Source organism: Prosthecobacter sp. Pr1 (genome assembly GCF_057652315.1).
This window is the reverse complement of record NZ_JBYFBS010000001.1, coordinates 52320-73626: the sequence shown is the minus strand read 5'-3', so window position 1 is coordinate 73626 and position 21307 is coordinate 52320. Positions and strand designations below refer to the sequence as shown.

22 protein-coding genes are annotated in these 21307 nt (G+C 62.6%); 9 read left to right on the top strand and 13 right to left on the bottom strand.

Translation table 11 applies throughout. The features are described 5' to 3' along the window. Positions 1 to 9 precede the first annotated feature (9 nt). The gene (locus tag AC24GY_RS00355; RefSeq protein WP_487679321.1) at positions 10 to 726 is read left to right on the top strand and encodes a hypothetical protein; all 717 of its coding nucleotides are present in this window, start codon (positions 10 to 12) and stop codon (positions 724 to 726) included. Positions 727 to 1164: 438 nt separating this feature from the next. Here the strand turns inward: AC24GY_RS00355 and AC24GY_RS00350 are convergent, their stop codons facing one another. The 4 genes from AC24GY_RS00350 to AC24GY_RS00335 form a co-directional block, all read right to left on the bottom strand. Continuing rightward, positions 1165 to 1578 (bottom strand): OsmC family protein, encoded by a 414-nt coding sequence (locus AC24GY_RS00350; protein ID WP_487679320.1) that lies wholly within the window; start codon positions 1576 to 1578, stop codon positions 1165 to 1167. A gap of 19 nt (positions 1579 to 1597) precedes the next feature. Beyond that, positions 1598 to 2236 (bottom strand): plastocyanin/azurin family copper-binding protein, encoded by a 639-nt coding sequence (locus AC24GY_RS00345; RefSeq protein ID WP_487679318.1) that lies wholly within the window; start codon positions 2234 to 2236, stop codon positions 1598 to 1600. A 67-nt stretch (positions 2237 to 2303) separates the two neighbouring features. Next, positions 2304 to 3155, bottom strand: a complete 852-nt coding sequence (locus AC24GY_RS00340; protein WP_487679316.1) for an alpha/beta fold hydrolase — start codon at positions 3153 to 3155, stop codon at positions 2304 to 2306. 6 nt (positions 3156 to 3161) lie between these two features. Next, the gene (locus AC24GY_RS00335; protein ID WP_422321077.1) at positions 3162 to 3599 is read right to left on the bottom strand and encodes a hypothetical protein; all 438 of its coding nucleotides are present in this window, start codon (positions 3597 to 3599) and stop codon (positions 3162 to 3164) included. 122 nt (positions 3600 to 3721) lie between these two features. Here AC24GY_RS00335 and AC24GY_RS00330 point away from each other — a divergent pair, with 122 nt between their 5' ends. Further along, positions 3722 to 4174 carry a hypothetical protein gene (locus AC24GY_RS00330; RefSeq protein ID WP_487679314.1) on the top strand — a complete coding sequence of 151 codons (453 nt, stop codon included), beginning with the start codon at positions 3722 to 3724 and terminating at the stop codon, positions 4172 to 4174. A 107-nt stretch (positions 4175 to 4281) separates the two neighbouring features. Further along, positions 4282 to 4791, top strand: coding sequence for a universal stress protein (locus AC24GY_RS00325; RefSeq protein ID WP_487679312.1), 510 nt, complete (start codon positions 4282 to 4284; stop codon positions 4789 to 4791). A gap of 29 nt (positions 4792 to 4820) precedes the next feature. On the opposite strand, the gene AC24GY_RS00320 is transcribed toward AC24GY_RS00325, so the two are convergent. The 4 genes from AC24GY_RS00320 to AC24GY_RS00305 all read right to left on the bottom strand — a co-directional run bounded on the left by AC24GY_RS00320 (position 4821) and on the right by AC24GY_RS00305 (position 9507). Further along, on the bottom strand, positions 4821 to 6245 hold the full coding sequence (locus AC24GY_RS00320; protein WP_487679310.1) for a class II fumarate hydratase: 1425 nt from the start codon (positions 6243 to 6245) through the stop codon (positions 4821 to 4823). A gap of 54 nt (positions 6246 to 6299) precedes the next feature. Next, a complete protein-coding gene (locus AC24GY_RS00315; protein ID WP_487679308.1) occupies positions 6300 to 7868 on the bottom strand; it encodes a hypothetical protein in 1569 nt (522 codons plus the stop codon). Between the two features lie 120 nt (positions 7869 to 7988). Then, complete coding sequence (locus AC24GY_RS00310; RefSeq protein ID WP_397381800.1) at positions 7989 to 8519, bottom strand: peroxiredoxin; 531 nt, start codon at positions 8517 to 8519, stop codon at positions 7989 to 7991. 22 nt (positions 8520 to 8541) lie between these two features. Beyond that, a complete protein-coding gene (locus AC24GY_RS00305) occupies positions 8542 to 9507 on the bottom strand; it encodes a c-type cytochrome domain-containing protein (protein ID WP_487679305.1) in 966 nt (321 codons plus the stop codon). A gap of 124 nt (positions 9508 to 9631) precedes the next feature. On the opposite strand from AC24GY_RS00305, the gene AC24GY_RS00300 reads away from it, so the two are divergent. Next, complete coding sequence (locus tag AC24GY_RS00300; protein WP_422321071.1) at positions 9632 to 10966, top strand: glucose-1-phosphate adenylyltransferase; 1335 nt, start codon at positions 9632 to 9634, stop codon at positions 10964 to 10966. A gap of 129 nt (positions 10967 to 11095) precedes the next feature. Here the strand turns inward: AC24GY_RS00300 and AC24GY_RS00295 are convergent, their stop codons facing one another. Further along, complete coding sequence (locus AC24GY_RS00295; protein WP_487679303.1) at positions 11096 to 11794, bottom strand: hypothetical protein; 699 nt, start codon at positions 11792 to 11794, stop codon at positions 11096 to 11098. Between the two features lie 4 nt (positions 11795 to 11798). Next, the gene (gene aroC, locus AC24GY_RS00290; protein WP_487679301.1) at positions 11799 to 12884 is read right to left on the bottom strand and encodes a chorismate synthase; all 1086 of its coding nucleotides are present in this window, start codon (positions 12882 to 12884) and stop codon (positions 11799 to 11801) included. A 111-nt stretch (positions 12885 to 12995) separates the two neighbouring features. Between aroC and AC24GY_RS00285 the strand changes: the two genes are divergently transcribed. Beyond that, complete coding sequence (locus AC24GY_RS00285) at positions 12996 to 13751, top strand: phosphodiester glycosidase family protein (protein WP_487679299.1); 756 nt, start codon at positions 12996 to 12998, stop codon at positions 13749 to 13751. A gap of 3 nt (positions 13752 to 13754) precedes the next feature. On the opposite strand, the gene AC24GY_RS00280 is transcribed toward AC24GY_RS00285, so the two are convergent. Beyond that, positions 13755 to 15308 carry an NAD(P)/FAD-dependent oxidoreductase gene (locus tag AC24GY_RS00280; protein ID WP_487679297.1) on the bottom strand — a complete coding sequence of 518 codons (1554 nt, stop codon included), beginning with the start codon at positions 15306 to 15308 and terminating at the stop codon, positions 13755 to 13757. A gap of 191 nt (positions 15309 to 15499) precedes the next feature. Between AC24GY_RS00280 and AC24GY_RS00275 the strand changes: the two genes are divergently transcribed. Continuing rightward, on the top strand, positions 15500 to 16333 hold the full coding sequence (locus AC24GY_RS00275) for an LpxL/LpxP family acyltransferase (protein ID WP_487679295.1): 834 nt from the start codon (positions 15500 to 15502) through the stop codon (positions 16331 to 16333). Continuing rightward, positions 16330 to 17154: a polysaccharide deacetylase family protein gene (locus tag AC24GY_RS00270; RefSeq protein ID WP_487679293.1), complete on the top strand. Its 825-nt coding sequence runs from the start codon at positions 16330 to 16332 to the stop codon at positions 17152 to 17154. The genes AC24GY_RS00275 and AC24GY_RS00270 overlap by 4 nt, the downstream gene beginning before the upstream one ends. Here AC24GY_RS00270 and AC24GY_RS00265 read toward each other — a convergent pair. Both AC24GY_RS00265 and AC24GY_RS00260 read right to left on the bottom strand, forming a co-directional pair. Next, positions 17101 to 17766, bottom strand: a complete 666-nt coding sequence (locus AC24GY_RS00265) for a class I SAM-dependent methyltransferase (RefSeq protein WP_422321064.1) — start codon at positions 17764 to 17766, stop codon at positions 17101 to 17103. The genes AC24GY_RS00270 and AC24GY_RS00265 overlap by 54 nt on opposite strands. Next, a complete protein-coding gene (locus AC24GY_RS00260) occupies positions 17763 to 18950 on the bottom strand; it encodes an AMP-binding protein (RefSeq protein WP_422321063.1) in 1188 nt (395 codons plus the stop codon). The genes AC24GY_RS00265 and AC24GY_RS00260 overlap by 4 nt, the downstream gene beginning before the upstream one ends. A 111-nt stretch (positions 18951 to 19061) precedes the next feature. Between AC24GY_RS00260 and AC24GY_RS00255 the strand changes: the two genes are divergently transcribed. Further along, positions 19062 to 20285: a beta-ketoacyl-[acyl-carrier-protein] synthase family protein gene (locus AC24GY_RS00255; RefSeq protein WP_487679290.1), complete on the top strand. Its 1224-nt coding sequence runs from the start codon at positions 19062 to 19064 to the stop codon at positions 20283 to 20285. Continuing rightward, the gene (locus AC24GY_RS00250) at positions 20282 to 21307 is read left to right on the top strand and encodes a hypothetical protein (RefSeq protein WP_487679288.1); all 1026 of its coding nucleotides are present in this window, start codon (positions 20282 to 20284) and stop codon (positions 21305 to 21307) included. The genes AC24GY_RS00255 and AC24GY_RS00250 overlap by 4 nt, the downstream gene beginning before the upstream one ends.

The window sequence follows — 21307 nt, the reverse complement described above, 5'->3', positions numbered from 1 at the left end:
AGCCCCATCATGATCCGCCTGCTTTTCACCGCGCTTCTCCTGCTCACCAGCGGCCTTGTCACCAAGGCCGCCGCAGATACCGAATACCTCGTCGTCAGTGGAGGGCCTGCGTCACGCGGGTTTGAGGATTTGCGCCGGCCCGGAGAGCAGCACGACCGCTGGTGGGGCAACTTCATCCGCACCGCCCGCGTGCGCATGCAGGAGATCCACAAGACCGTCCCTGCCAGCACCCGCATCACCTGGCTGGTGTACCGGGACGCCTACGTGCGCCGCGCCGCCGCCGAGCACCAGCCGCTGACGCAGAATGTGGAGTCCGTGACCAAGGCCTACCCCTACATCCACCTCGTGTGGTTCCGCAGCACGGACGAACTCATCAACTACATCAACAACGGCCAGTCCGGCCGCGGCAATCTCAAGATTTCCGGCTTCGAGTACTTCGGCCACTCGAACAAGTACAGCTTCATGTTTGACTACAGCTCCGACGTGTATGCCACCTCCACCGCATGGCTGCATGAGAATGATCTGCGCAAGATCAGCCGCTGGGCCTTCAGCGGCAAAGCCTACTGCCAAAGCTGGGGCTGCCACACCGCCGAGAGCTTCAGCAAAGCCTGGAGACGCGCCACCGGCACCACCATGATCGGCGCCCAGGGCAAGACCGACTACTCCGACATGCACCTCCGCGACTGGCACGTGGGCCTCTCCAGCGGCGCACGCTGGGTGCGGTAAGCGCGAAGGACATCAATCCATCATGGTCCAGGCGTGTGCTTCAACGCCTCAGGGATGGTAGGGACTCGTTGTGCGCGTCCGTAGAATCCTTCGTCCCAGCGTGGGCTGCCGCCTCATCGCACTCCCCCTTTTCAAACGCCTCCGCCTTGTGCTGTCGGAGGGTTTCAGGACGGCGCACCATTTTGATCGCCTGCGAAGCGACAGACCCGAAATCACGGACCCGCGCAGCGGTTCCCTACCCGCTCTGCGGCACGCACTGTTCTGGAGGGCAGGGATGCGCTGTGCGCGGCCTTGGAAGCCTTCGTCCCAGCTTGGGCCTGCTGCCTCATCGCATGCGCCCTCTGAAAAGCTCCCGCCCACCGTTGGCACTGATGATTTGCACGACTCGCACAGTTCGCACGCTCAACTCCGAAGCCTTATCAAACTCACCCCCAACTACTACACACCCCACACAAACGTCACCGGCTTGTCGATGTCCGGGTGCACGCTGTGGTGCACGGGGCAGCCGAGGGCGGTGGCTTCGAGGAGCTTGCGGTCTGGGTGGTCTTCCGGCAGCGGGATCTGGATAGTGATGGGCAGGCCAACGATGCGGCGTGGGCTGTCCGCGCTCATGTGCTTTTCCACGCTGACCTTCATGCCTGCGATATCGTAGCCCTTCTGCTGGGCCTTGATGCCGATGACGGTGGCCATGCACGTGGCCAGCGCCGTGGCCACGAGGTCGGTGGGGCTGAAGGACTCGCCTTTGCCGTGGTTGTCCACCGGCGCATCGGTGATGAACTGGTTTTGCGAAGGGCCATGCGTGGCCCGGCAGCGCAGGCCGCCTTCGTAATCGACGCTGATGGAGACGGCCATGGCTGGGGACGGTGAAAAATTACTGCGCGGTGAGGACGCCGTTCATGATGGCGACGTGTCCTGGGAAGGTGCAGAAGTAGGGGTAGTCACCGGCGGCTGGCACGGTGAACTCGATGGTCTCGCTGCTGCCGGGCTGAAGCAGCTTGGTGTGGGCGAGGATGTCCGGGGAGTCCGGGATGTAGCCTTTGTCCACCAGCGTCATGGCGCCCATGGCGATGCCCATCATCTTGTCCTTGGTGCCGAGCTTGCCGATCACGATGTTGTGCGGCTGGGGCAGGGTGGGGTGGGTGTTGGTGAAGGTGAGCTTGATCTTCTGGCCGGCCTTGGCGCTGATGGTCTTGGTGTCATAGGCCAGCGGGTTGGCGGCGTCCGGCTTGATGGTGATTTCAAGCACAGGCAGGTCAGCGGCGGCAGCGGCAGGAGCCGGAGCGGCGGCGGTGCCGGCAGCAGGGGCAGAAGCAGCGCCGGGGGCGGCTGGAGCAGCGGCAGCCGGAGCAGCAGCTGCGGCTTTCGCCTTCGGACGCAGGGAGCCCAGACCGTCAAAAATAAAGGCCAGCACCCACAGCAAAACAGCCCCGCCGAGAACTGATCCGATGATCAGATTGAGAACAGACCAGATGGAGGAGGATTTTTCCGAAGTAGAGGAGGGCGCGGACATGAGCTAGTGGGTGGGGATTGAGCCCCCATCAGAGCACAGCAGCGCCTGAAAGCAACCGCCGTGTGCCTTACGGCTTCGCGCCCGCCGTCACCTCCGCCATCGCCCGACCGATCTGGGGTGAAATCAGGTCCAGCAGGTCGTTGTGATGCCCGCCGGGAACGGCGTGAAAAGTCACCGCCTGCGGGTGGGCCGCCGCCAGCTCCGCCCCCATGCGCACGGGGATCACCTCATCCTCCGCGCCGTGGAAGATCACGAACCGCGCCCCGGCACGGGAGGCCACGTGGCGCAGCGATGTGCGGTTGTTGAAGCGGTGCTGGTTCAGGTAGCACAGCGGCCAGCCGAGCACGATGCGGCCCATGTCCGTCATTGTGGTAAAAGGGGACATCAGCACCCCGCGCCGGATGTCCAGATCATCCGCCGCCATCAGGGCCGCCGCAGAGCCCAGGGAATGGCCCAGTACCGCCAGACGGGGCTGCAGTTCGGCCTGGGTGGTGTGCAGGTGCCTGGCCAGCACCTCCACCGCCACCTTGCCGCTTTCCCGGATTCGCGCCGGGCTCGGGGTGCCCTCGCACTCGCCATAGCTGGGATAATCGACCAGCAGATAGGCGAAGCGGTCGTCCCACGTGGCGGTCTCATAAAGCCAGTCGAGCGCCAGGGATCCATTTCCGGCAAAGCACAGCCAGAGCGTCTGCGGCAGGCCGCTGGCAGGTCTGCGCGCGGGAATGTAGAAGGCCGTCTGGTGGCCCTGAGACGTCTCAAAAAGCACGCGCTCCCCTCTGTCGGCCTGCAGCATGCTCTCATACTCCGCCCGGTAAGGATTCGGGTGGTAGATCAGGCTGGACTGGCAGCTGAGCAGAAAGATCACCGGTGTGAGGATGAGTATGGCGACGAGGCGCAGCAGGCGTTTCCAGAGAGGCATGGGGATTCAGTCCGGGGAATAGGTTTTAGACTTCACCTTCCCGTTCTCGAAAACCAAAAAAATACCCTCGCAATTCGGTTCCGCTGAATGTTCCGGATGCATGAAAAACGTCAGGCTTTTCTCTTCATCAATGATGATCTGCGGCTTTTGGCGGGGGCCGCCTTCCGGGTAAAGCTGCGTCTGCAGGGCCATGACCTCCTCCCGTGTCATGCCCAGCCGGATGCCTTCGTAAAAGGATTTGTAGCTGCGGTAGCGGGCGTCCATCCACTCCGGATGCATGGCGTACACCACCAGCCCGGCCGGGGCCAGCGTCACCAGGGCGATGAGCACCAGAAGTACCTTCAGCCCCCAGCTGCGCACCCGGAACACGGTGATCAGCATGATCACCGTGGCCACGGCACCGAGCACAGCCAGAATAACGATGGGATGGGTGGAGGAACTCATGCGCCGGGCATGCTGAGTGATGCCGCAGGGAAAGGCGATCAAAAAATAGTCCCTCCCCTTCCCGCTTCAGCCCGATTTCAGTACCACCGAAACAAGATCGCATGCCGATGTACTCGTGAGCCATGCAACCTGCCGATTCCGCCACCACGTTTGAAGCCGCCGTCACCGACGCCGGGATGACGGTGCAGGGCCTAAATGCAGCCACCGCGCTGGCGCAGATGGAGGCCTTCTACCGCGATGTGCGGGCGGAGAACTGCATTCTGGATGAAGAGGGCGACACCCTGCACTGCCAGTGGGGTGTGAACGAGCAGGGCACTGAAAAAACCTTCCAGCTCGAATTTTCGCGCCATTTCATCGAACCTGGAGACGAAGATGAGGACGGCATGAGCGAGCTCTCGCTGACCCTGACCTACGCTGCTGACCCTGACCTGATGGGTCTGGAGCCCGGCACCTGCCAGTGCAGCCTGCCCTCAGAGCTGCCGGAGTTTGAAAAATCCATCCGCGCCAGCCCGCCTTTCCAGACCCTGGCCACGCTCAAACCGCAGCAGACGGCGCTGGCCTGGTGGCTGACGTGACACCTGCGGCAGCCTCCATCCGCTGCTGATCGCCCCGCCCGGATGCGGGTCGGGATTCGTATGCATACTGGGACACGCAACGCGCACCAACCACCTCCTCTCAAGCCATGAAAACCATTCTCGCACTCATCGATTTTTCCGATGTCAGCCCTCAAGTCCTCGAGCAAGCCGAAGAGCACGCAAGGGCCTTCGGGGGGAATGTGGTTCTCGTCCACGTCGTGCCACCAGAGCCGCTGGTGGTGGATTTTGAGCCGCCCGCCGTCCCGCCGGACGTGTTCAAATCGCGGCAGCAGCAGTTGTTCCTCATGCGCGACACCCTGATCGATCACGGAGTGCAGGCCACGGCGCAGGTGTTTGGAGGCCTGCTGCTGGAGACCGTGCTGGACCAGATCGCAAGCATCGCCCCCGACATCATCCTCATGGGCTCCCATGGCCATGGCGCGCTGTACCATCTGTTCGCCGGCAGCGTCACCACCGGCGTCATCCAGCACGCCAGCCGCCCCGTGCTCGTCATCCCGAGCGTGCCCGCCCCGGAGACCCATCTGGTGAAAATGGCCGCCCAGAAAGCCCAGCTCGCGCGGGTGGGCCCTTTGGGCGGAGTTCCCGCGCCGATTTGATGCAGGACGAAAAGGAGGATTCTTTGTTATCATCCCCCGCCGCCGCCCACCATGCCTGCATCCGGCGTGGTCATCCGGGCAGGATCCAGCGCCTCGTTCAGCTCCGCCTCTGTGATGCCCAGCTCTGCAAGCTGTTGTAGGCAGAGCTCTCGCACGGGCGTCCCCGTTTTGGCGCTCTGCTTCGCGATTTCAGCGGCCTTGTCGTAGCCGATTTTGGAATTCAAGCCGGTCACCATCGCGAGGCTGTGCTCGATGAAATTCGTGCAGCGCTCCCCGTTCGCCACGATGCCTCTCACACAACGTGAGGCGAAGAGCGCGGTGACATTGGTCAGTAGCTCGATGCTTTCCAGCAGCGCCGCCGCGAGTGCGGGCATCATGACGTTCAGTTCCAGATTCCCGTTGGCGGCGCACCAGGTGACAGTGGTGTCGTTGCCCATGACCCGGGCGCAGACCTGCATGAGGCTTTCGCACATCACGGGGTTCACCTTGCCGGGCATGATGGAGCTCCCGGGCTGAGTGGCAGGAAGCATGATCTCACCGATCGCACACTGCGGGCCGGAGCTGAGCCAGCGCAAGTCATTGGCGATCTTGAAAAGGCTGGTGGCCACCGTCTTGAGCTGGCCGCTTGCTTCCACGAGGGCGTCTTTCGCGGACTGCGCCTCGAAGTGATCCTGCGCCTCGCGGAAAGGCAGGCCGGTCTTTTCAGCGAGCAGCGGGATGGCGCGGGCGGGCATCTCCGGGTGGCTGTTCAGCCCAGTCCCCACCGCCGTGCCGCCCAGCGGCAGCTCCATGAGGGCGTTCAGCGCCTTGTGTACGCGGCTCACCGCCAGCTCCGCCTGCCTCGCGTAACCCCTGAACTCCTGCCCCAGACGCACCGGCGTGGCATCCATCAAATGCGTGCGGCCGATTTTGAGCACTTCCCAGAACTCCTCCGCCTTCGCCGCTAGCGATTGCTGCATTGTTTCCAGCGCCGGGAGAAGCCTCCGGTTCAACTCCTGCGCCACGGCGATGTGCACCGCCGTGGGAAAGGTGTCGTTGCTGGACTGCCCCATGTTCACATGGTCATTCGGATGCACGGGGTCCTTCGCCCCGAGGGGCCTGCCGACGATCTGGCAGGCGCGGTTTGCGACCACCTCGTTCACATTCATGTTCGTGCTCGTGCCGGAGCCGGTCTGATAGATGTCGATGACGAAATGCGCATCGTGCCTGCCCTCCGCCACCTCCAAGGCCGCCTGCTCAATAAGCGCCGCATTGTCCTGCGGCAGCAGTCCCAGTTCCTCATGCACGCGCGCCACCGCCCATTTGATAAGCCCATAGGCGTGAATGACCGGCAGCGGCACACAGCGCCCGCTGACCGGGAAATTGAGCACCGCGCGCTGCGTGCTCGCGCCATACAGCGCCTCCGCCGGCACGGCCATCGCCCCCATGCTGTCTGTCTCGGTGCGCGTATTCATGGCAGAGGATACGCACGTCATGAGCGGAGGGGAAATGGCATTCACCCACCTTCCTCACCTCACCGGCGTCCAGCGCAGGCGGTAGAAATAACTTCCGGCGGTCTGGGTGGGCTGGAACGTGTGGGTGAAGGACGGGGTGGTGTCCGCTGTGCGAAAGGTCTGCTCAGTGGTCCAGGGATTGACCAGATTGGGGGAGCTTTCGATGGTGTAACTGACGCGGGGATCAAGACTGGATGCGCTGAGCTGCAACTGACCGCCGGTGAGGGTGGCGGTCAGCACGGGCCCACTGCCAAGCAGGGCATCCCAGGCCAGTCCGTACGAGCGGATGCTCGAATTCGCGGTGACGACGAGGACGTACTGGCCGGGCGGGAGATTGTAGCAAAAGAGGTGCTCAACATTGTCCACGCTGCTGGTGGAGGAATAAAGCGCGGTGGAGCCGGGCGTGAAGCTGGTGGAGGCGTAAAGCTTCAGATTGAGGTCTGACAGAGTGCTGGTGTACGAGCCGGGAAAACCATCGACCGTGCGGTGCCAGGTGACGGCTGCGGAGAACGTGGTGGCGTAGCGCCCGGCGGGGATGCTGAAGAAATAACGCCGGCCCGAAGAGTTGGTGGTGCTGGTGGAAAAATCCCAACCGCGTGAGGGGGATTCAGTGCTGGTCGAAAAAGCATGCTGGCCCGCCTGCTGGATGTAGTAGGCGTTGCGGATGTTCAGCTCGCCAGCGCCGAAGACGGCGTCATACGGTGTGGCATCGGACTGGCGCACCCATTGCGGCAGATTTTGTTTCGATGCTCCCGCCAGCATCTGCGCCTTGATGACCTGGGGCTTTTCCGCGTTGGTGTTGCCCAAGGCCACGGCGGACTGCAGCAGCGCCGCTCCTGCGCCTGCGATGGCCGGTGCGGCATAGCTGGTCTCCCCGACATTGACCACGAGATCGGGCTTCATGCGTCCGGAGCCATCCGTGTTGGTGCCGCCCAGGCTGTGGACGCCGGAGCGGAGGCCGGCGGTGAGGGCATGGTAATTGTTCCCCAGCAATGCTGGCAGCGCCCCGGTGTTGTTGTCCAATGGCACGGTGACGATGCGGCCATCTCGATTGATGAGGAAGTCCAGACTCCGCAGCAACTGCGGGTCCGTGGTGGCGTCCGTAGTGCCTTTCCAACTGTGATTCTGCACCCTGCCCGGCAGGACTTCCGGGCCGGAGCCGGTGTAGATCCGGTTGATGAAGTCGAGCGCGGTGTAGTTGTGGATTTCCGTGGCTCCCTGAGCGATGCCGGTGCCATTGGCATAATAAAAGGAGGCCACGGACTGCGCATGGCTCAGCACCACCCCTGCACCGGACTCGGCGAAAAACGTTTTGCCGGTGTATGAGCCGGCACCGGCAAACGAGCCGGGGCCGCCGTCCTGCGGCAGGTAGTTGGGCGGCGAGGTCTGATCATTGGCTTCGGACTGCATCAACACGATGCCCGCGCCAGTCGGCACCGCAGCGCCCAGCTCGGCGGCCAGCTGAGTGTAGCCAATGTCATCCCGCCAGTCCGCACGCACTCCCACCTGCGCCGCCAGCAGCAGCACAGCAACCACGCAGAGGCGTGAGAATGGGGAAGTTTGGAGAACTGGGGGAATGATCACGCGGTGTGTTAAAGACAGCACTGACGCGCTGGCGTTAATCTAAAAAGCAAAAAAGACCGCCAGTTGCACACCGGCGGTCTTTTGATTGAAACAACTTTGCTACTTTCAGAGCTGGGCGAGTTACTTCACCTCGGCCAGCACGCGCTTGATGTCAGCGGCCTGCTGGTCGGTGGCGGCCGAGTAGTCCTGCCAGACCACTTTGCCATCCTTGATGAGGAAGCAGCTGCGTGAGGCGAGTGAGAGCAGGCCTTTGAGCATCTTCTTCACCTTGAAGGCTTCGACGATCTTGCCTTCTGGATCGGCGATGAGGTCATACGGAAGCGTGAACTTGTCCTTGAACGCCTTCTGCGACTCCGCCTTGTCAAAGCTGACACCCAGCACCTGCACGCCCTCTTTGGAGAGATCCGCAAAGGCGTCCCGCAAAGAGCAGGCCTGCTTGGTGCAGCCGGGGGTGTCGGCCTTCGGGTAGAAGAAGACCACCGTCGGCCCCTTCTTGTACACATCGGCGAAGTTCACCGTGGCACCGTCCTGGTTGATGCCAGAGACCACCGGAGCGGGGTAGCTGACCTTTTCGCCTTCGCCAGCGTTGGCGGTTCCAAAGAGTGCGCTGAGCATGGACATGGTGGTAAGAAGGAAGAGACGCGTTTTCATGAGGGGCTACGGTTGGGATGGATTATTCGATGCTGACTTTGATGCCGGGGATGGCGGCGCTGAGTTCTTTTACGCCGGGCTTGGTGGCCTTGGACTGCCAGAGATGGACATTCTTGAGGCTTTTGATCTTAGACAGGTGCTTCAATCCGGCGTCCGTGATCTCGGTGCCGTAGAGATTCAGGGTCTCGAGTTTCTTCAGCCCGATGAGGGATTCGAGGCCGGCATCAGTGATTTTGGTCTGGCGTAAATCGAGCGATACCAGGCGCGGCAGCTGGCCAATCGTCTTCAAGGCACCGTCGGTGATGATGGTGCGCCCCAGATCCAGCTGCACGATGTTTTCCTTGAGCGGCAGGATCTCGGCGACCTTCGCGTCATCGCACTTCGAGACTCCCGTGAGGAAATCCACCCGTACCAGCGGGCTGTCCACCTTCACCGGAGAGACCTGCGCACCGGCGGCCTTCGCCTTGGCCAGCACGCCGTCAGCAAGGGGCTTCACCTCTTTTTCAAGAGCCGCATAAAACAGATCGTGCGGACGCGGCTTGTAAGGCTTCGCGGATTCCGTCATCGCGCCTGCGGGCATGCCTTCCACACTGCCGACCCAGCCGCCGAAGTCCGCACCTTCCTCAATCCACTTCTTGAGCAGGGCGATTTCTTCCTTCGTCAAATCTTCGCCCTTGGAGGGCATGTGGCCGTCGTCATCCTTCGGCAGCGTGACGGACTCATAGATGCCGCTCTTGTCCGGGGCGCCGGGCGTGAGCACGGGCCCGTTTTCACTGCCTTTCAGGATGGCCCAGGAAGCATCCAGCCGCAGTCCGGCCTTGGGTTCCTTCTTCTGGCCGTTTTCCACATGCGGAGCCTTGTGACAATCAACGCATTTCTTAGTAATGACGGGCAGCAGGTCTTTTTCAAAGCTGACCGCTGAATAGGCTGAGGACGCAATCAGGCAAACGCTGATCATGCAGGGGAAACGAAACGTCGGGGTGGACATGAGGTTGGAGGAAGGTGATAGAGCTGAATCGCTCGCGAGGCGCGTCAGCTCGCAAGATTTGGACAGGGATAACGCTTGCTTGTTCTCCTTGTTGCAGAGAATTAATGACAACCAACTTAGGACAATGAGCACACCTCCAAACGCCACGGCCCCCTCGTCATCCAAAGTCCAGATCGAAGCAGACACTCTCTTACGCCGCAATACTCTGGCCATCGTCATGGGTGGTGGGGCAGGCACGCGTCTTTTCCCTCTGACTGAAAACCGCGCCAAACCCGCCGTGCCCCTCGCCGGCAAATATCGCATCGTCGATATCCCGATCAGCAACTGCATCAATTCCGGGCTGCGCCAGGTGTACGTGCTCACCCAGTACAACAGCGCCTCGCTCAACCGCCATCTCGCCCGCACCTACCGCTTTGATCAGTTCACCCGCGGCTTTGTGGAGGTGCTCGCAGCGCAGCAGACTCCCGATGGTGAGCGCTGGTACCAGGGCACCGCCGACGCCGTGCGGCAGAACCTGCGCTACTTCCTCGAAGGCGACTACGACTACTTCCTCATCCTCAGCGGGGACCAGCTCTACCGCATGGACTACCGCATGCTGATGCGCCAGCACGTCGCCACCAATGCGGACATCACCATCGCCACGATTCCTGTCGATGCCGAGGCCGCAACGTCGTTTGGCATCATGCATTCCGATGAAGACGGCCGGATCTATGAGTTTGTGGAAAAGCCCAAGGATCCTGAAGTCCTCGAAAAGCTGCGCATCCCGCCTTCCACTTTGAAGACCATGGGCATTGATCCTGTGGAGTCGCGCTTCCAGGCCTCCATGGGCATCTACCTCTTCCACCGCGATGTGCTCATCGAGTGCCTCGACAACACGCTCAACGACTTCGGCAAGCACATCATCCCCACCGCGATCAAGAACAAGCGCGTCTTCAATTTCAACTTCCAGGGCTACTGGGAGGACATCGGCACCATCCGCAACTTCTTCGACGCCAACCTCGACCTCTGCCGCTTGGTGCCGCAGTTCGACTTCTTCGAAAGCTCCGCGCCCATCTTCACCCATGCCCGCTTCCTGCCTGCCACCAAGATCAATGGTGCCACCATCCGCGGTGCGCTGATCGCCGACGGCAGCGTGCTCACCGACGCCCACATCGAAACCGCCGTCATCGGCCTGCGCGCCAAGATCGAGCCCGGCACCACCATCCGTGACTGCATCATCATGGGTGCAGATTACTACGCCGGTGCCGTCGGCACCGATCCGAACCGCCCGCCTCCCGGCATCGGCCGCAACTGCCGCATCGAGCGCGCCATCATCGACAAGAACGTCCACATCGGCGACAACGTGGTCATCACTCCCGAAGGCAAGCCGGACAACATGGACGGCGAAAACTTCTACATTCGCGACGGCATCATCTGCATTCCGAAAGACGCCATCATCCCGTCCGGGACGTGGATCTGAGCCACGCCAAGACCCCACGCAACACCGGAGGACCGGCACGTTCACCGTGGGTGCCAGCTCACGGTTTGCAGGCAAACCGACATCGCCAGGACGGGTTGTATCCGCCCTCTGGACTTCCGGCCTCTCAGATCATATGACATGCCGCTTCTTGCAAATGCCCCATAAGCCCAGCACCAGCAGAGCACAAATGCCTGCGGCTGCCATCATCCCCTCACGCCACCGCCTCGCCCCTTCGGCGCGAATCGCACGCGCTCCGGCGCTCTCAGCAAAAACCCGCCGATGCAAAGCGGGCGAAGCCACCTTGAGCACCTCCAGATCATCATCCGTAAACTCCTCCGGCAACAGCGCAGTCCGCCGCAGGATCTCCGGCAGCGTAGCCGTGCGGTCATCGAGAACCATCAGTTCCTCCACATCAAAGCACGGCGCCCCTTCACTCCGGTGAAGAATCACAATCAACCTCTGCCCTTTCTTGAAGTGCCACAGCCTGCCCCAGTCTTCATCAATTGGAACGTAAGGTGATTGCTCATAGCTGGCCTGGAGCACCGCCGTTTGAACGCCCGCGATTTGGTCCAGATACCCATAAGCGGAATCCACGCGCAGCGTGCATGACTCTGAGAGCCGGGTCTGCTGCGGCTGGCGGTCTTCTTCAGCCGCCACCTCCGTGACCGTGCCGAGCAGAAACGCCTGGGCAGCTCCATTCGCAGGGAGCCTCGGCGCACTCTGGATCACCAGCTCCCGCCCGCCGGTTCCCACCGCGATTTCTGGCAACGGCCCGCCATAGCCAGCCAGGCAGGTCGTGCCAGTGAGGAGCCAGGCAAGCCACCGCATCCCATCACCCCCTCATCGCGCGCTGGCGCAGGAAATGATCGGCCAGCACCAGATGCACCATGGCCTCCACCATCGGCACAGCGCGTGGCAGCACGCAGGCATCGTGGCGGCCGCGTGCGGAAAGGGTGGTGTCCTCGCCAGTGTTGGTCACGGTCTTCTGCTCGCGCAGCACGGTGGCCGTCGGCTTGAAGGCCACACGGAAGACGATCTCCTCGCCATTGCTGATGCCGCCCTGAATGCCGCCGCTGCGGTTCGTGCGGGTGCGCACCTTGTCACCGTCCATGTAGAATTCGTCGTTGTGCTCCAGGCCCGTCATCGTCGTGCCGCCAAAGCCGCTGCCGATTTCAAATCCCTTGGTCGCAGGCAGACTCATCATCGCCTTGGCGAGATCCGCCTCCAGCTTGTCGAACACCGGCTCTCCAAGCCCCGTCGGCACGCCGCGCACGACGCACTCAATGATGCCGCCCACGCTGTTGCCTTCGCTGCGGATCTTCTCAATGAGATCGATCATCTGCTCCGCCGCCACGGGATCGCAGGTGCGGACGATGTTGGATTCGATCACCGCCGAATTGAGCTCCGCGCCCACAGGCACTTTCGCCTCGATGTGCTGCACTGTTTTGACATAGGCCAGGCATTCGTAACCCGTGAGCGAATGCTGCAGCACCTTGCGCGCAATGGCACCGGCAGCCACACGGCCGATCGTCTCGCGTGCGCTGGAACGTCCGCCGCCGGAGACGGCGCGGATGCCGTACTTGGCGTCGTAGGTGTAATCCGCGTGGCTGGGGCGGTAGGCCTGCTGCATCTCCGTGTAGGCCGAAGGGCGCTGATCCGTGTTGCGCACCAGAATGCCGATGGGCGTGCCGAGCGTGAGGCCATCCAGCACGCCGGAAAGAATCTCCGCCTTGTCGTCCTCTTTGCGCGGCGTGACGATCTTGCTCTGGCCGGGCCGGCGGCGGTCGAGTTCAGCCTGAATGTCCTCCACGGTCAGGGGGATGCGTGGCGGACAGCCGTCGATGACGACGCCGACGCCGATGCCATGGGATTCGCCCCAGGTGCTGATGTGGAAAAGGGTGCCTAGACTGCTGGACATGTGAGGGTCATCATGGGGCAATCCGTTCCGGGTTCAAGGCTCTTCGTTTTGTAGTACCGGCTTTAGCCGGTTCTGGGGTTGTGGGATGACGTGAATTCAGCATCCTGTCGCATGACCTTTCCCCGCTGGCTCCTCACCCTTTTCGGCTGTGCCACCCTCACCTCACACCTGCACGGCGCGGAGACGGTGGATTACGAAGGCGGGCGATATCACCTTTACCGCGTGGACAAGGCCGACTGGTCGCGCCTTCAGCTCGCCTGGCTGGGTGACAACGGCCAGCCGCTGGGAGATTTCAACGGCCTGCGCCGGCAGCTCGCCGCGCGCGGCAAACAGATCATCTTCGCCACCAACGCCGGCATCTACGAGCGCGGCCCAAAACCCTGCGGCCTGACCATTTGCGCCAGCAAGGAACTGGTGCCGCTGAATCTGAGCGCAGGCGAGGGCAACTTCTTCCTCAAGCCCAACGGCATATTCTACCTCGACGACCAGGCCGGCCCCGGCGTGATGGAAGCAGCGGAATTTGCCAAAAGCGGCCTCAAGCCGCGCCTCGCCACGCAGTCCGGCCCGCTCATGCTGCGCCAGGGCGTGATCCACCCCGCCTTCCAGGTGAACTCCCCCAACAAACGCCTGCGCAATGCCGTGGGCGTGCGCAAGAAAGATGGCCAGATCCTCTTCGTGATAAGTGATCGCGAAGACGCCGTGAAAGGCCGCGTGACGTTTCACCAGTTCACCCGCTTCTTCCAGCACCTCGGCTGCGAAAACGCCCTCTATCTCGACGGCGACATCTCCAACATGCTCGTGGATCCCAAACCAGACGCCAAGCTCACCCCCAACACCTTCGCGGGAATGTTTTTCGTGGCGGAGTGAGGGTCACGCCTCCACCGGCTTCTTCTCCATCACCACCACCGGCTCTCTGGCCGCAGTGGGTGCCAGCCAGGTGGTGATCTCCGCCTTGATCCACACCTTGATCCCCGCCCACAGCAATCGCGCTGCGGTGTGGTCTGGCGACAGGCTCATGAACGGCATCCAGACGTGCCCGTTGTTGGTGCTGCCATAGATGCCCTTGCGGCGCCGCTCCTGCCCGAGGTGCACGAAGCGGCGGTTGTAGAATGCCATGAAGCCGGCAAAAAATGCACCCGCCTTCCCTTCGTACGGCATGTGAATCCATTCATCATCCGGATTGTCATACACCCCCCTCACCGGGCCGAGGAAATACGCGGAGAGGTCCAGCAGAAACGTCGCATTGATCAGCTCCGCGTCGCCCATGTAGGAGTACTTGTCCTTGTAGAGCGAGTTGAACCACATGCGGTAGCTGCGCGGGTAGGCCGTGTTCAGGTAGTCGGTGATCGCCTGCGTGTTTTCACCCGCCAGATTCTTTTGCACCAGATCCACCGCCGCAGACACCGTGTGGCCGCAGAAGTCGAGCCCATGACTGTACAGCGGGTCCATGAACCCGGCCGCATCACCCACCATCACCCAGCGATTTCCCGCGATGCGTTCGGAACGGTACGCGAGGTTCTTGTAGTAAAAGGTGTCATCGGCATCCGGCACCGCGTTTTCAAACATGAGCCGGCCAATCGGGTGCGTCATCAGATGCGCCTGCAGGCGTGCCAGCAGCGAAGGCCCCTCTGGCAGCGTGAAAAACCTCCGGTCCCACGTCACACCGGCGCTGAAGCTGCCATCGGACAGCGGGATGATCCAGCACCACCAACCATGCCCCATGAGATGATTCGTGGCCGTGGTGCGGAGCTGGCTGACACCCTTCATCAGCGATGGATGCATCTTCCGGCTCTTGAAGCTGTCGAGCCCGTTCACATTGCGAAAACGGCACCAGATGGAGGATGTCGGGTGCTCGCTCTCCAAGGATTGATGCAGCCCGAGTTTCCTGGAAAGCACAGCAGCCTTGCCGGAGGCATCGATCAGCCAGCGCGCAGTCACCGTGCGCATCTGCCCTTCCTGCGGCATGATTTCCAGCGTGTGCGGTGCCTCGTCTTCGGAGAGTGTGATGGTTTTGATCGTTGCCGGGCGCAGCAGCTCGCAGCCGAAATCACAGGCCTCCTTCAGCAGGTGCTCGTCGAGGATGGCACGGTCCAGCTGGAAGGTCGGCAGCCGTGACTGGTAGCGCGGCCCGACCTCGGTGAGGCAGCCCACATCATCCTCAGGTGTCTTGCAAAACCACATGCGCAGACCGTGCTTTTGATAGTGATGCGAACTCAGATGATGCCCCTGATGCAGCACACGGGTGAGGAAGCAGCCCGCCACTTCGGACGTGCTTTCCCCTACCTTGCGGTCAAACTGCACCGTGCGCTCCACGATGAGGATTCGCATCTCCGGATGCTCGCGTTTGAGCATCATTCCCGCCGATGCGCCGGAAAAAGCACCGCCCATGATGACCACGTCGTAATCGGTGTTGGATGAAATCATGCGTGCAAGTGCTGAAAAAGTCAGTTGTCGGAGAGGGTGTGACAGTCGAAACACAACGTTTCATCCCATCCATGGTACGCCTTTAAATAATGCCATCCGCCGAATCTGCAACTCACGAGCCGACCGCGCCTCCTCCTCCCCCGCGCATGGGTCTGCATGATGCATGCTGGACTCAGGCCATTTTGTTTTGCATGCACTGGGTGCCCGCGCCGCTCTTCACGCTGCTCGCCTACCCCCTCTCCTTGATCGCTTACATCCTGGCGGTGGAGCCGCGTGAGGCCATCCGTGCCAATCTCAGCGCCCTCATTCCCGGCAAAGGCTCCAGCTCTCTCGCAGGATTTCAGGTCTTCCTCCAGTTTTCGCTGACCTACCTTGACCGCCTCTGGTACCTGCATTTTCAGCGCAAGATCGACTGGGAGATCATCGGCGAAGGCGACTTCGAGGATTTGGAAAAGCACCCGGGCGGCGCGCTGATCTTCACCGTGCATTCCGGCAACTACGACATCGGCGCCAGCCTCTTCGCGCGCAAATTCACCCGGCCCGTCCATACCGTCCGCATGCCGGAGGCCTCGGCATCCCTGCAAAAGCTGCGCGGCAAGGAGCTGTGTGACGAGGAGCGACGTGAGCCGAATCTCCACGTTCATTACAACGAACCCGGCGGCCATCTCGGCATGGAGCTGTGCCGCCTGCTCCTCGCAGGTGAAGTCGTCTGCGTGCAGGGCGACCGCGTGCTGGGTGAGGTGACACCCACGCTGGCCCACATTGACGGCGTGACTTATAAGATCCCGCGCGGGCCGCTGGTCCTCGCGGAGGTGACCGGCGTGCCCTGCTACCCGGTGTTCCTCAGCCGCAGAGGCCGGCTCGCCTACCGCATTGAGATTGGCAAACCCTTCTTCGAGGGCGGGCGCAAGGCCAAGGCCGCCGAGATCAGCGCCGCCTGGCTCCCGGTGATGCATCAATTTCTTCTCCAGCACTGGGACCAATGGTTTGTCTTTGAACCGCTCGTCACCCGCGATCCGGCATGAATGCGGCCGTCCGTGCCAGCGCCCTGCGGCGGGCGTACTTTCACTTCGCCCTGGCCCTCGGACCGGTGCCGGTGGTGATCTGGCTGGCAGCTCGCGGGCAGCCCCTGGCGGCTGCCCTGCTGTTTTGCACCGTCCTGACCACCATGATGATCGGCACGCTGGTGCCACGCTGCGCCTTGTTCGGCCGCATGATCAAACAACTGCCTCCCGCAGGAAATCCGGTGCTGCTCACCATCGATGACGGTCCGCACCCCGACCACACCCCGGCGATTCTCGACATCCTCGACCATCACCGCATCAAGGCGCTGTTCTTTCTCGTCGGCGAACGTGCCGCAGAACATCCGCAGCTGGTGCGCGAAATCCTCGCGCGCGGCCACGAAATCGGCAATCACACGCAGACGCATCCGGCCACCACCTTTTGGATGCTCCGCCCTGCCCGGTTGTGGCGCGAGATCGCAGGCTGCCAGGAGACGCTGGCCGCCCTCTGCCCGGGCCAGCCGCCACGCTTCTTCCGCCCGCCGGCAGGCCATCACAACCTCTTCACCGCACTGATCGTCCAGTCCCTGGGCCTGCGGATGATGCTGTGGAACGCACGAGGATTTGACGGCGTGCTGACAGACGTGCCCACCATCACCCGGCGCATCACCCACCGCTTAAAAGCAGGCGCCATCGTTCTGATCCACGAAGGCACCCCCGTAGCCGTCGAGGTGGCGGAGGCCATCGCCTCCATGATGGCTGCGAGCGGCCTTCCATGCATTCCGCCGGCCTCACTCGCGTTCCGCGACGACGAGATGGTTGTTGAACGGCGTGCCGCCCCATAGCGGCTGCACCCGCACCTGCAGTCCCGCAGCGCCCAGCACGGACTCAAATAACGCACGGTCCGGGTAGCACACCGGTGCGTCCTTCATCCAAAACGTCAGCTTGGCCAGCCAGTCTCCCGCCACCGTGACGCGAAAGCGCAGGGAGTCGTTCTGCAGGCAGGTGCGAATGATCAGCTTCCCCCCCTGCGCCACGCGGGATGCCGCCGCTTTGAGCAGCGCCTCCTGCTCCTGCCGCGTGAAAAACTGCAGGATATCCAGGATCACCACATGCCCGCTGCATTCCGGAAGTCCGGTGCGTGCATCCCCCGTCATGAAGCTGAGCCCTTCGCAGTCGCTGAGCGAGACCATGTCATGCGCACAGGAGATTTTTTCCGCATCGTAATCAAATCCGGCGATGGCAGGCGCAAAGCCTGACTCACGCAGATAAAACGCCAGCAGACCGATGCCGCAGCCGATGTCGAGCACCGGCAGCGGGGAGCCCAGCAGCTCTTGGGTGACGGCGGCGTAAACGGGATCAGAACGCAGCTTCACCACCGAGTAGAAACGCTCGTGGCGCCTGGCGCAAAGCCGGGTGATGCGCCTTAGGGCACTGGATGGCAAACGGGTGTTCATGGTCTGCCGATCCATTTACGCGGGACTTCCCAAGGTGCGAGCAATGAACAAGCTGTGATTTTAAAAGCGGGATCAATTTCCGCCTGGGGCAGGCCGACTTCCGCCACGATGTCCTGACAGCGCTCGGGATCGCGGCTCCGTGCGCCATAAATTTTCACCTGCTCCAGCTTCGATGCCCGCATGATTTTTTCAGCAATTTCGAGGGGGCTGAGCTTCCGACCCGCCACATTGATGCCTGCACCCGTGCATTGCTGAAACCGCAGGCGGGCTCCCTCCTGCTCCACCAGATCGCTGGTGGTGAAAACCCCGGCACCATAGTTCTCCTGCGGCAGCTGGTCATCATACCCCAGCCCCACAGAGCTGCTGGTCACCACCAGACGGCCCTCAGCATCGGTCTGTGTCTGCACGCCCGGCAGGAGGGTGCCGATATCGCGCCCATCCTCACGCAAATCGAGCGTCTCGTCCCAGGACACCGCACCGCACTCGCTCGTCCCGTAGAGATTGTGAATCTTCAGTCCATGCTGCTCCAGCGCCATGCGCTCCAGATCGAGCGTGAGCGGAGATCCGGCGGAGATCGCCAGACCGATGTTGTCAAAGCAGACATCGCCCCTGAGCCAGGCCTTCCACAGGGCTGGAACTCCCGGCAGAAACACCCGCCGGTGGTGCTTCATCGCCTCCGTCAAAGGCTGCGCAAACGGCTGCGGTGCAAAGCACGTGGGCACTCCGTTGAGCAGCGTTTGCAGCACCGTTGTCGTCAGACCAAAGGAATGCGCGCAGGAAATCGCCGCCACCCCTGTGCCGCGTGAGCCGAGATCCAGCGCCGCATGCAGCCGGTCCACATCCGCGGCGATTTGATCAAACGTGAAAAACTGGCAGCGCCGCACCCCCGAACCACCCACGGCCTGCTTGATCAGGGCCGTCCTCGCAGGCGGCGGGCTGGCGGGAATGCGGCGGGAGCGGTCTTTTTCCACCAGTTGCACAGGCAGGCCGTGCAAAAACCCGACCAGCAGCAGGCGCAAAATTTGTGGCACCTCACCCTGCACCAGCACGTAATCACCGGTCGGCTTTGCTGCACGCGCCTCGGCATCCAGCTCGCGGAACGTGGTGGCACGTCCGTCAGCAAGATACAAAGCCGCCTGCGCGCCGCGCTCAGCCACAATACGATCCCAGCGTTCACCAAACATTTGCAGTCCTTGCGGCGAAGCGTAAACCATAGGCCGCGCCGTGCGGTAGATATGAACACTTGCGTTAGCAGTTCAACCCTCCACACAACGAATCTCATCCTGTCCTCCCTAGTGCCTTCTCCTCTAAGTAAGAACATCGCCATCACCGGAGCGGGGATCGTTTCGCCTTTGGGCATGGGCTGGCAGGCGAATGAAGCAGCGCTGGCGGCGGACCGCACCGCCTTCAAGCCGGTCGAACTCTTCGACACCCGCGAGTTCATCGCCAAAACCGCCGGGGTGGTGGATCTGCCCGCAGAAAACCTCTTCCACCGCATCCCCGCCCACAAACAGACCTACTTCGATCGCGGCACGCGCATGCTGCTCATGGCCATCCGCGAGGCGCTCGCGCAGTCTGGCCGGGAGAACATGGAGGGCATCGACGCCATGGTCATCGGCACCTCCGCCGGGGCCATGCCTTTGGGAGAGGCCTATTTCGAACACGCGCATCAGGATGCCGCCCGCGTCCCGACCCAGCTTTCGCGTGCCGAGTATTACCAGCCGCAGCGCCAGATGAGCAGCATCGCCGCCGAATTTGACTGGCGCGGCCCGGTCATCATCGTTTCCAATGCCTGCGCCTCCGGTGCCAACGCCATCGGCTGGGCGGCGGACATGATCCGCTCCGGCCGCGCCAAACGCGTGCTCGCAGGCGGCTACGATGCGATCGCGAAGCTCGTCTTTGCCGGGTTCGACACCCTGCACGCCCTCGCACCCAGCGGCATTCCCCGCCCCTTTGATGCGAACCGGGATGGACTCGCGCTCGGTGAAGGTGCCGCCGTCATGCTGCTGGAAGCCGAGGAGGTTCGCCAAAGCGCGGCTCTGGGAAATGTCTCCGGCTATGCCACCGCCACCGACCTGCATCACCTCACGCAGCCAGATCCCGCCGGCAAAGCCGCCATCCGCACCATGACCACCGCCTGCGCCCAGGCCGGTGTTTCTCCCGCTCAAATCGGCTACATCAACTCCCACGGCACCGGCACGCCGTTCAACGATGTGGCCGAAGCCTCGGCCATCGCCGCCTGGGCGGGTGATGCCGTGTCCAAGATTCCCGTCAGCTCCACCAAGTCCTCCATGGGTCATCTGCTCGGCGGCGCTGGCGCCGTCGAAGCCGTGATCTGCCTGATGGCTCTGCAGGGGCAGTGGCTGCCCGGGAGCCTGAACGTGCGCGAGATCGATCCCGCCGTTCACTTTGATCTGGTGCGCCAGTTCCGGCGCGCCTCGCTTGACTATGCGCTGACGAATTCCTTCGGTTTCGGCGGCACCAACGCAACCCTCGTGCTGCAAAGGAGGTCCGCATGAACGCGCGCAATATCCGCATCCGTGGTGTCGGCGCCGTAAGCTCTGCTGGCTGGAACGCCGCCGCCATGCACGCAGCCGTGCTGGCGGGAACACCGCTGCCCTCCCGATCCTGTGACCGTCCCGGCGATGTTCGAAACTGGCCCTGCGAATCGCGTTTTACACCCCCTGCCCCGCCAGAAAAAGTCGCTCGCCATCCGCGCCTGCGCCGCTCCAGCGCAATCACCCGCTACTCCGTGGCTGCGACCCTGGAGGCCCTGGCAGATGCCGGGCACGACCCCTCCGCGCCGCCTCCCGGTCTGGGCATTCTGTTCGTGATGATGAACGGCTGCGTGAACTACACCGGCCGCTTTTACGATGAGGTGCTGCAAAACCCCGCGCAGGCCAGCCCGCTGATCTTTCCTGAAACCGTGTTCAATGCACCCGCCTCGCATGTCGCCTCCTTCCTCGGAGTGGACGGCGCGGTCAGCACCCTGTTGGGGAGCCCAAACTCCATCATGGAAGCACTCGACACCGCCGCGTTCTGGATCGGCAGCGGCATCGTGGAGGACTGCCTGCTCATCGCCGCGGAAGAATGCGACTGGCTCAGTGCTGAGGCGCTCACCTACTATCACCCCAAGCTCATCGGCTCCGAAGGTGCCGGAGCACTCCTGCTCTCCGCCAGCGGCGGCGGCCCCCGCGTCAGCGAAATCATCGGTCCGCTGGGTTACCTCTCCTGGCAGGAACGCTGCGAGCTGCTGCCCGAACTTGCTGCGCAAACGCTGGCGCATTGCCAAGGCCCGGCCACGCTCATCAATGATCGCACCGGGATCGCCAAACTGGACCACACGGAAATTGCCGCCTGGTCGGGGCGGACATGGGACGCCGTGCTCAGCCCGAAGTACGTCCTCGGTGAAAGCATGGGGGCCAGCAGCGCCCTGCAGCTTGTCCTTGGAACTCTGGCCGTGCGGCAGACGCAGCAGCCCGTGGTTATCTCCATGCCCGGCTCCAACACCGCCGCCTACGCGTGTGTGCTGACGCCGTAA

What these genes read in the sequence shown, in the direction of transcription:
- AC24GY_RS00335 (WP_422321077.1), bottom strand. Translation starts at nt 3,599, where the DNA reads ATGAGTTCCTCCACCCATCCCATCGTTATTCTGGCTGTGCTCGGTGCC.
- AC24GY_RS00280 (WP_487679297.1), bottom strand. Translation starts at nt 15,308, where the DNA reads ATGATTTCATCCAACACCGATTACGACGTGGTCATCATGGGCGGTGCT.
- AC24GY_RS00320 (WP_487679310.1), bottom strand. Translation starts at nt 6,245, where the DNA reads ATGAATACGCGCACCGAGACAGACAGCATGGGGGCGATGGCCGTGCCG.
- AC24GY_RS00250 (WP_487679288.1), top strand. Translation starts at nt 20,282, where the DNA reads ATGAACGCGCGCAATATCCGCATCCGTGGTGTCGGCGCCGTAAGCTCT.
- AC24GY_RS00295 (WP_487679303.1), bottom strand. Translation starts at nt 11,794, where the DNA reads ATGCGGTGGCTTGCCTGGCTCCTCACTGGCACGACCTGCCTGGCTGGC.
- AC24GY_RS00275 (WP_487679295.1), top strand. Translation starts at nt 15,500, where the DNA reads ATGCACTGGGTGCCCGCGCCGCTCTTCACGCTGCTCGCCTACCCCCTC.
- AC24GY_RS00300 (WP_422321071.1), top strand. Translation starts at nt 9,632, where the DNA reads ATGAGCACACCTCCAAACGCCACGGCCCCCTCGTCATCCAAAGTCCAG.
- AC24GY_RS00350 (WP_487679320.1), bottom strand. Translation starts at nt 1,578, where the DNA reads ATGGCCGTCTCCATCAGCGTCGATTACGAAGGCGGCCTGCGCTGCCGG.
- AC24GY_RS00260 (WP_422321063.1), bottom strand. Translation starts at nt 18,950, where the DNA reads ATGTTTGGTGAACGCTGGGATCGTATTGTGGCTGAGCGCGGCGCGCAG.
- AC24GY_RS00285 (WP_487679299.1), top strand. Translation starts at nt 12,996, where the DNA reads ATGACCTTTCCCCGCTGGCTCCTCACCCTTTTCGGCTGTGCCACCCTC.
- AC24GY_RS00355 (WP_487679321.1), top strand. Translation starts at nt 10, where the DNA reads ATGATCCGCCTGCTTTTCACCGCGCTTCTCCTGCTCACCAGCGGCCTT.
- AC24GY_RS00265 (WP_422321064.1), bottom strand. Translation starts at nt 17,766, where the DNA reads ATGAACACCCGTTTGCCATCCAGTGCCCTAAGGCGCATCACCCGGCTT.
- AC24GY_RS00340 (WP_487679316.1), bottom strand. Translation starts at nt 3,155, where the DNA reads ATGCCTCTCTGGAAACGCCTGCTGCGCCTCGTCGCCATACTCATCCTC.
- AC24GY_RS00305 (WP_487679305.1), bottom strand. Translation starts at nt 9,507, where the DNA reads ATGTCCACCCCGACGTTTCGTTTCCCCTGCATGATCAGCGTTTGCCTG.
- AC24GY_RS00270 (WP_487679293.1), top strand. Translation starts at nt 16,330, where the DNA reads ATGAATGCGGCCGTCCGTGCCAGCGCCCTGCGGCGGGCGTACTTTCAC.
- AC24GY_RS00345 (WP_487679318.1), bottom strand. Translation starts at nt 2,236, where the DNA reads ATGTCCGCGCCCTCCTCTACTTCGGAAAAATCCTCCTCCATCTGGTCT.
- aroC (WP_487679301.1), bottom strand. Translation starts at nt 12,884, where the DNA reads ATGTCCAGCAGTCTAGGCACCCTTTTCCACATCAGCACCTGGGGCGAA.
- AC24GY_RS00310 (WP_397381800.1), bottom strand. Translation starts at nt 8,519, where the DNA reads ATGAAAACGCGTCTCTTCCTTCTTACCACCATGTCCATGCTCAGCGCA.
- AC24GY_RS00325 (WP_487679312.1), top strand. Translation starts at nt 4,282, where the DNA reads ATGAAAACCATTCTCGCACTCATCGATTTTTCCGATGTCAGCCCTCAA.
- AC24GY_RS00330 (WP_487679314.1), top strand. Translation starts at nt 3,722, where the DNA reads ATGCAACCTGCCGATTCCGCCACCACGTTTGAAGCCGCCGTCACCGAC.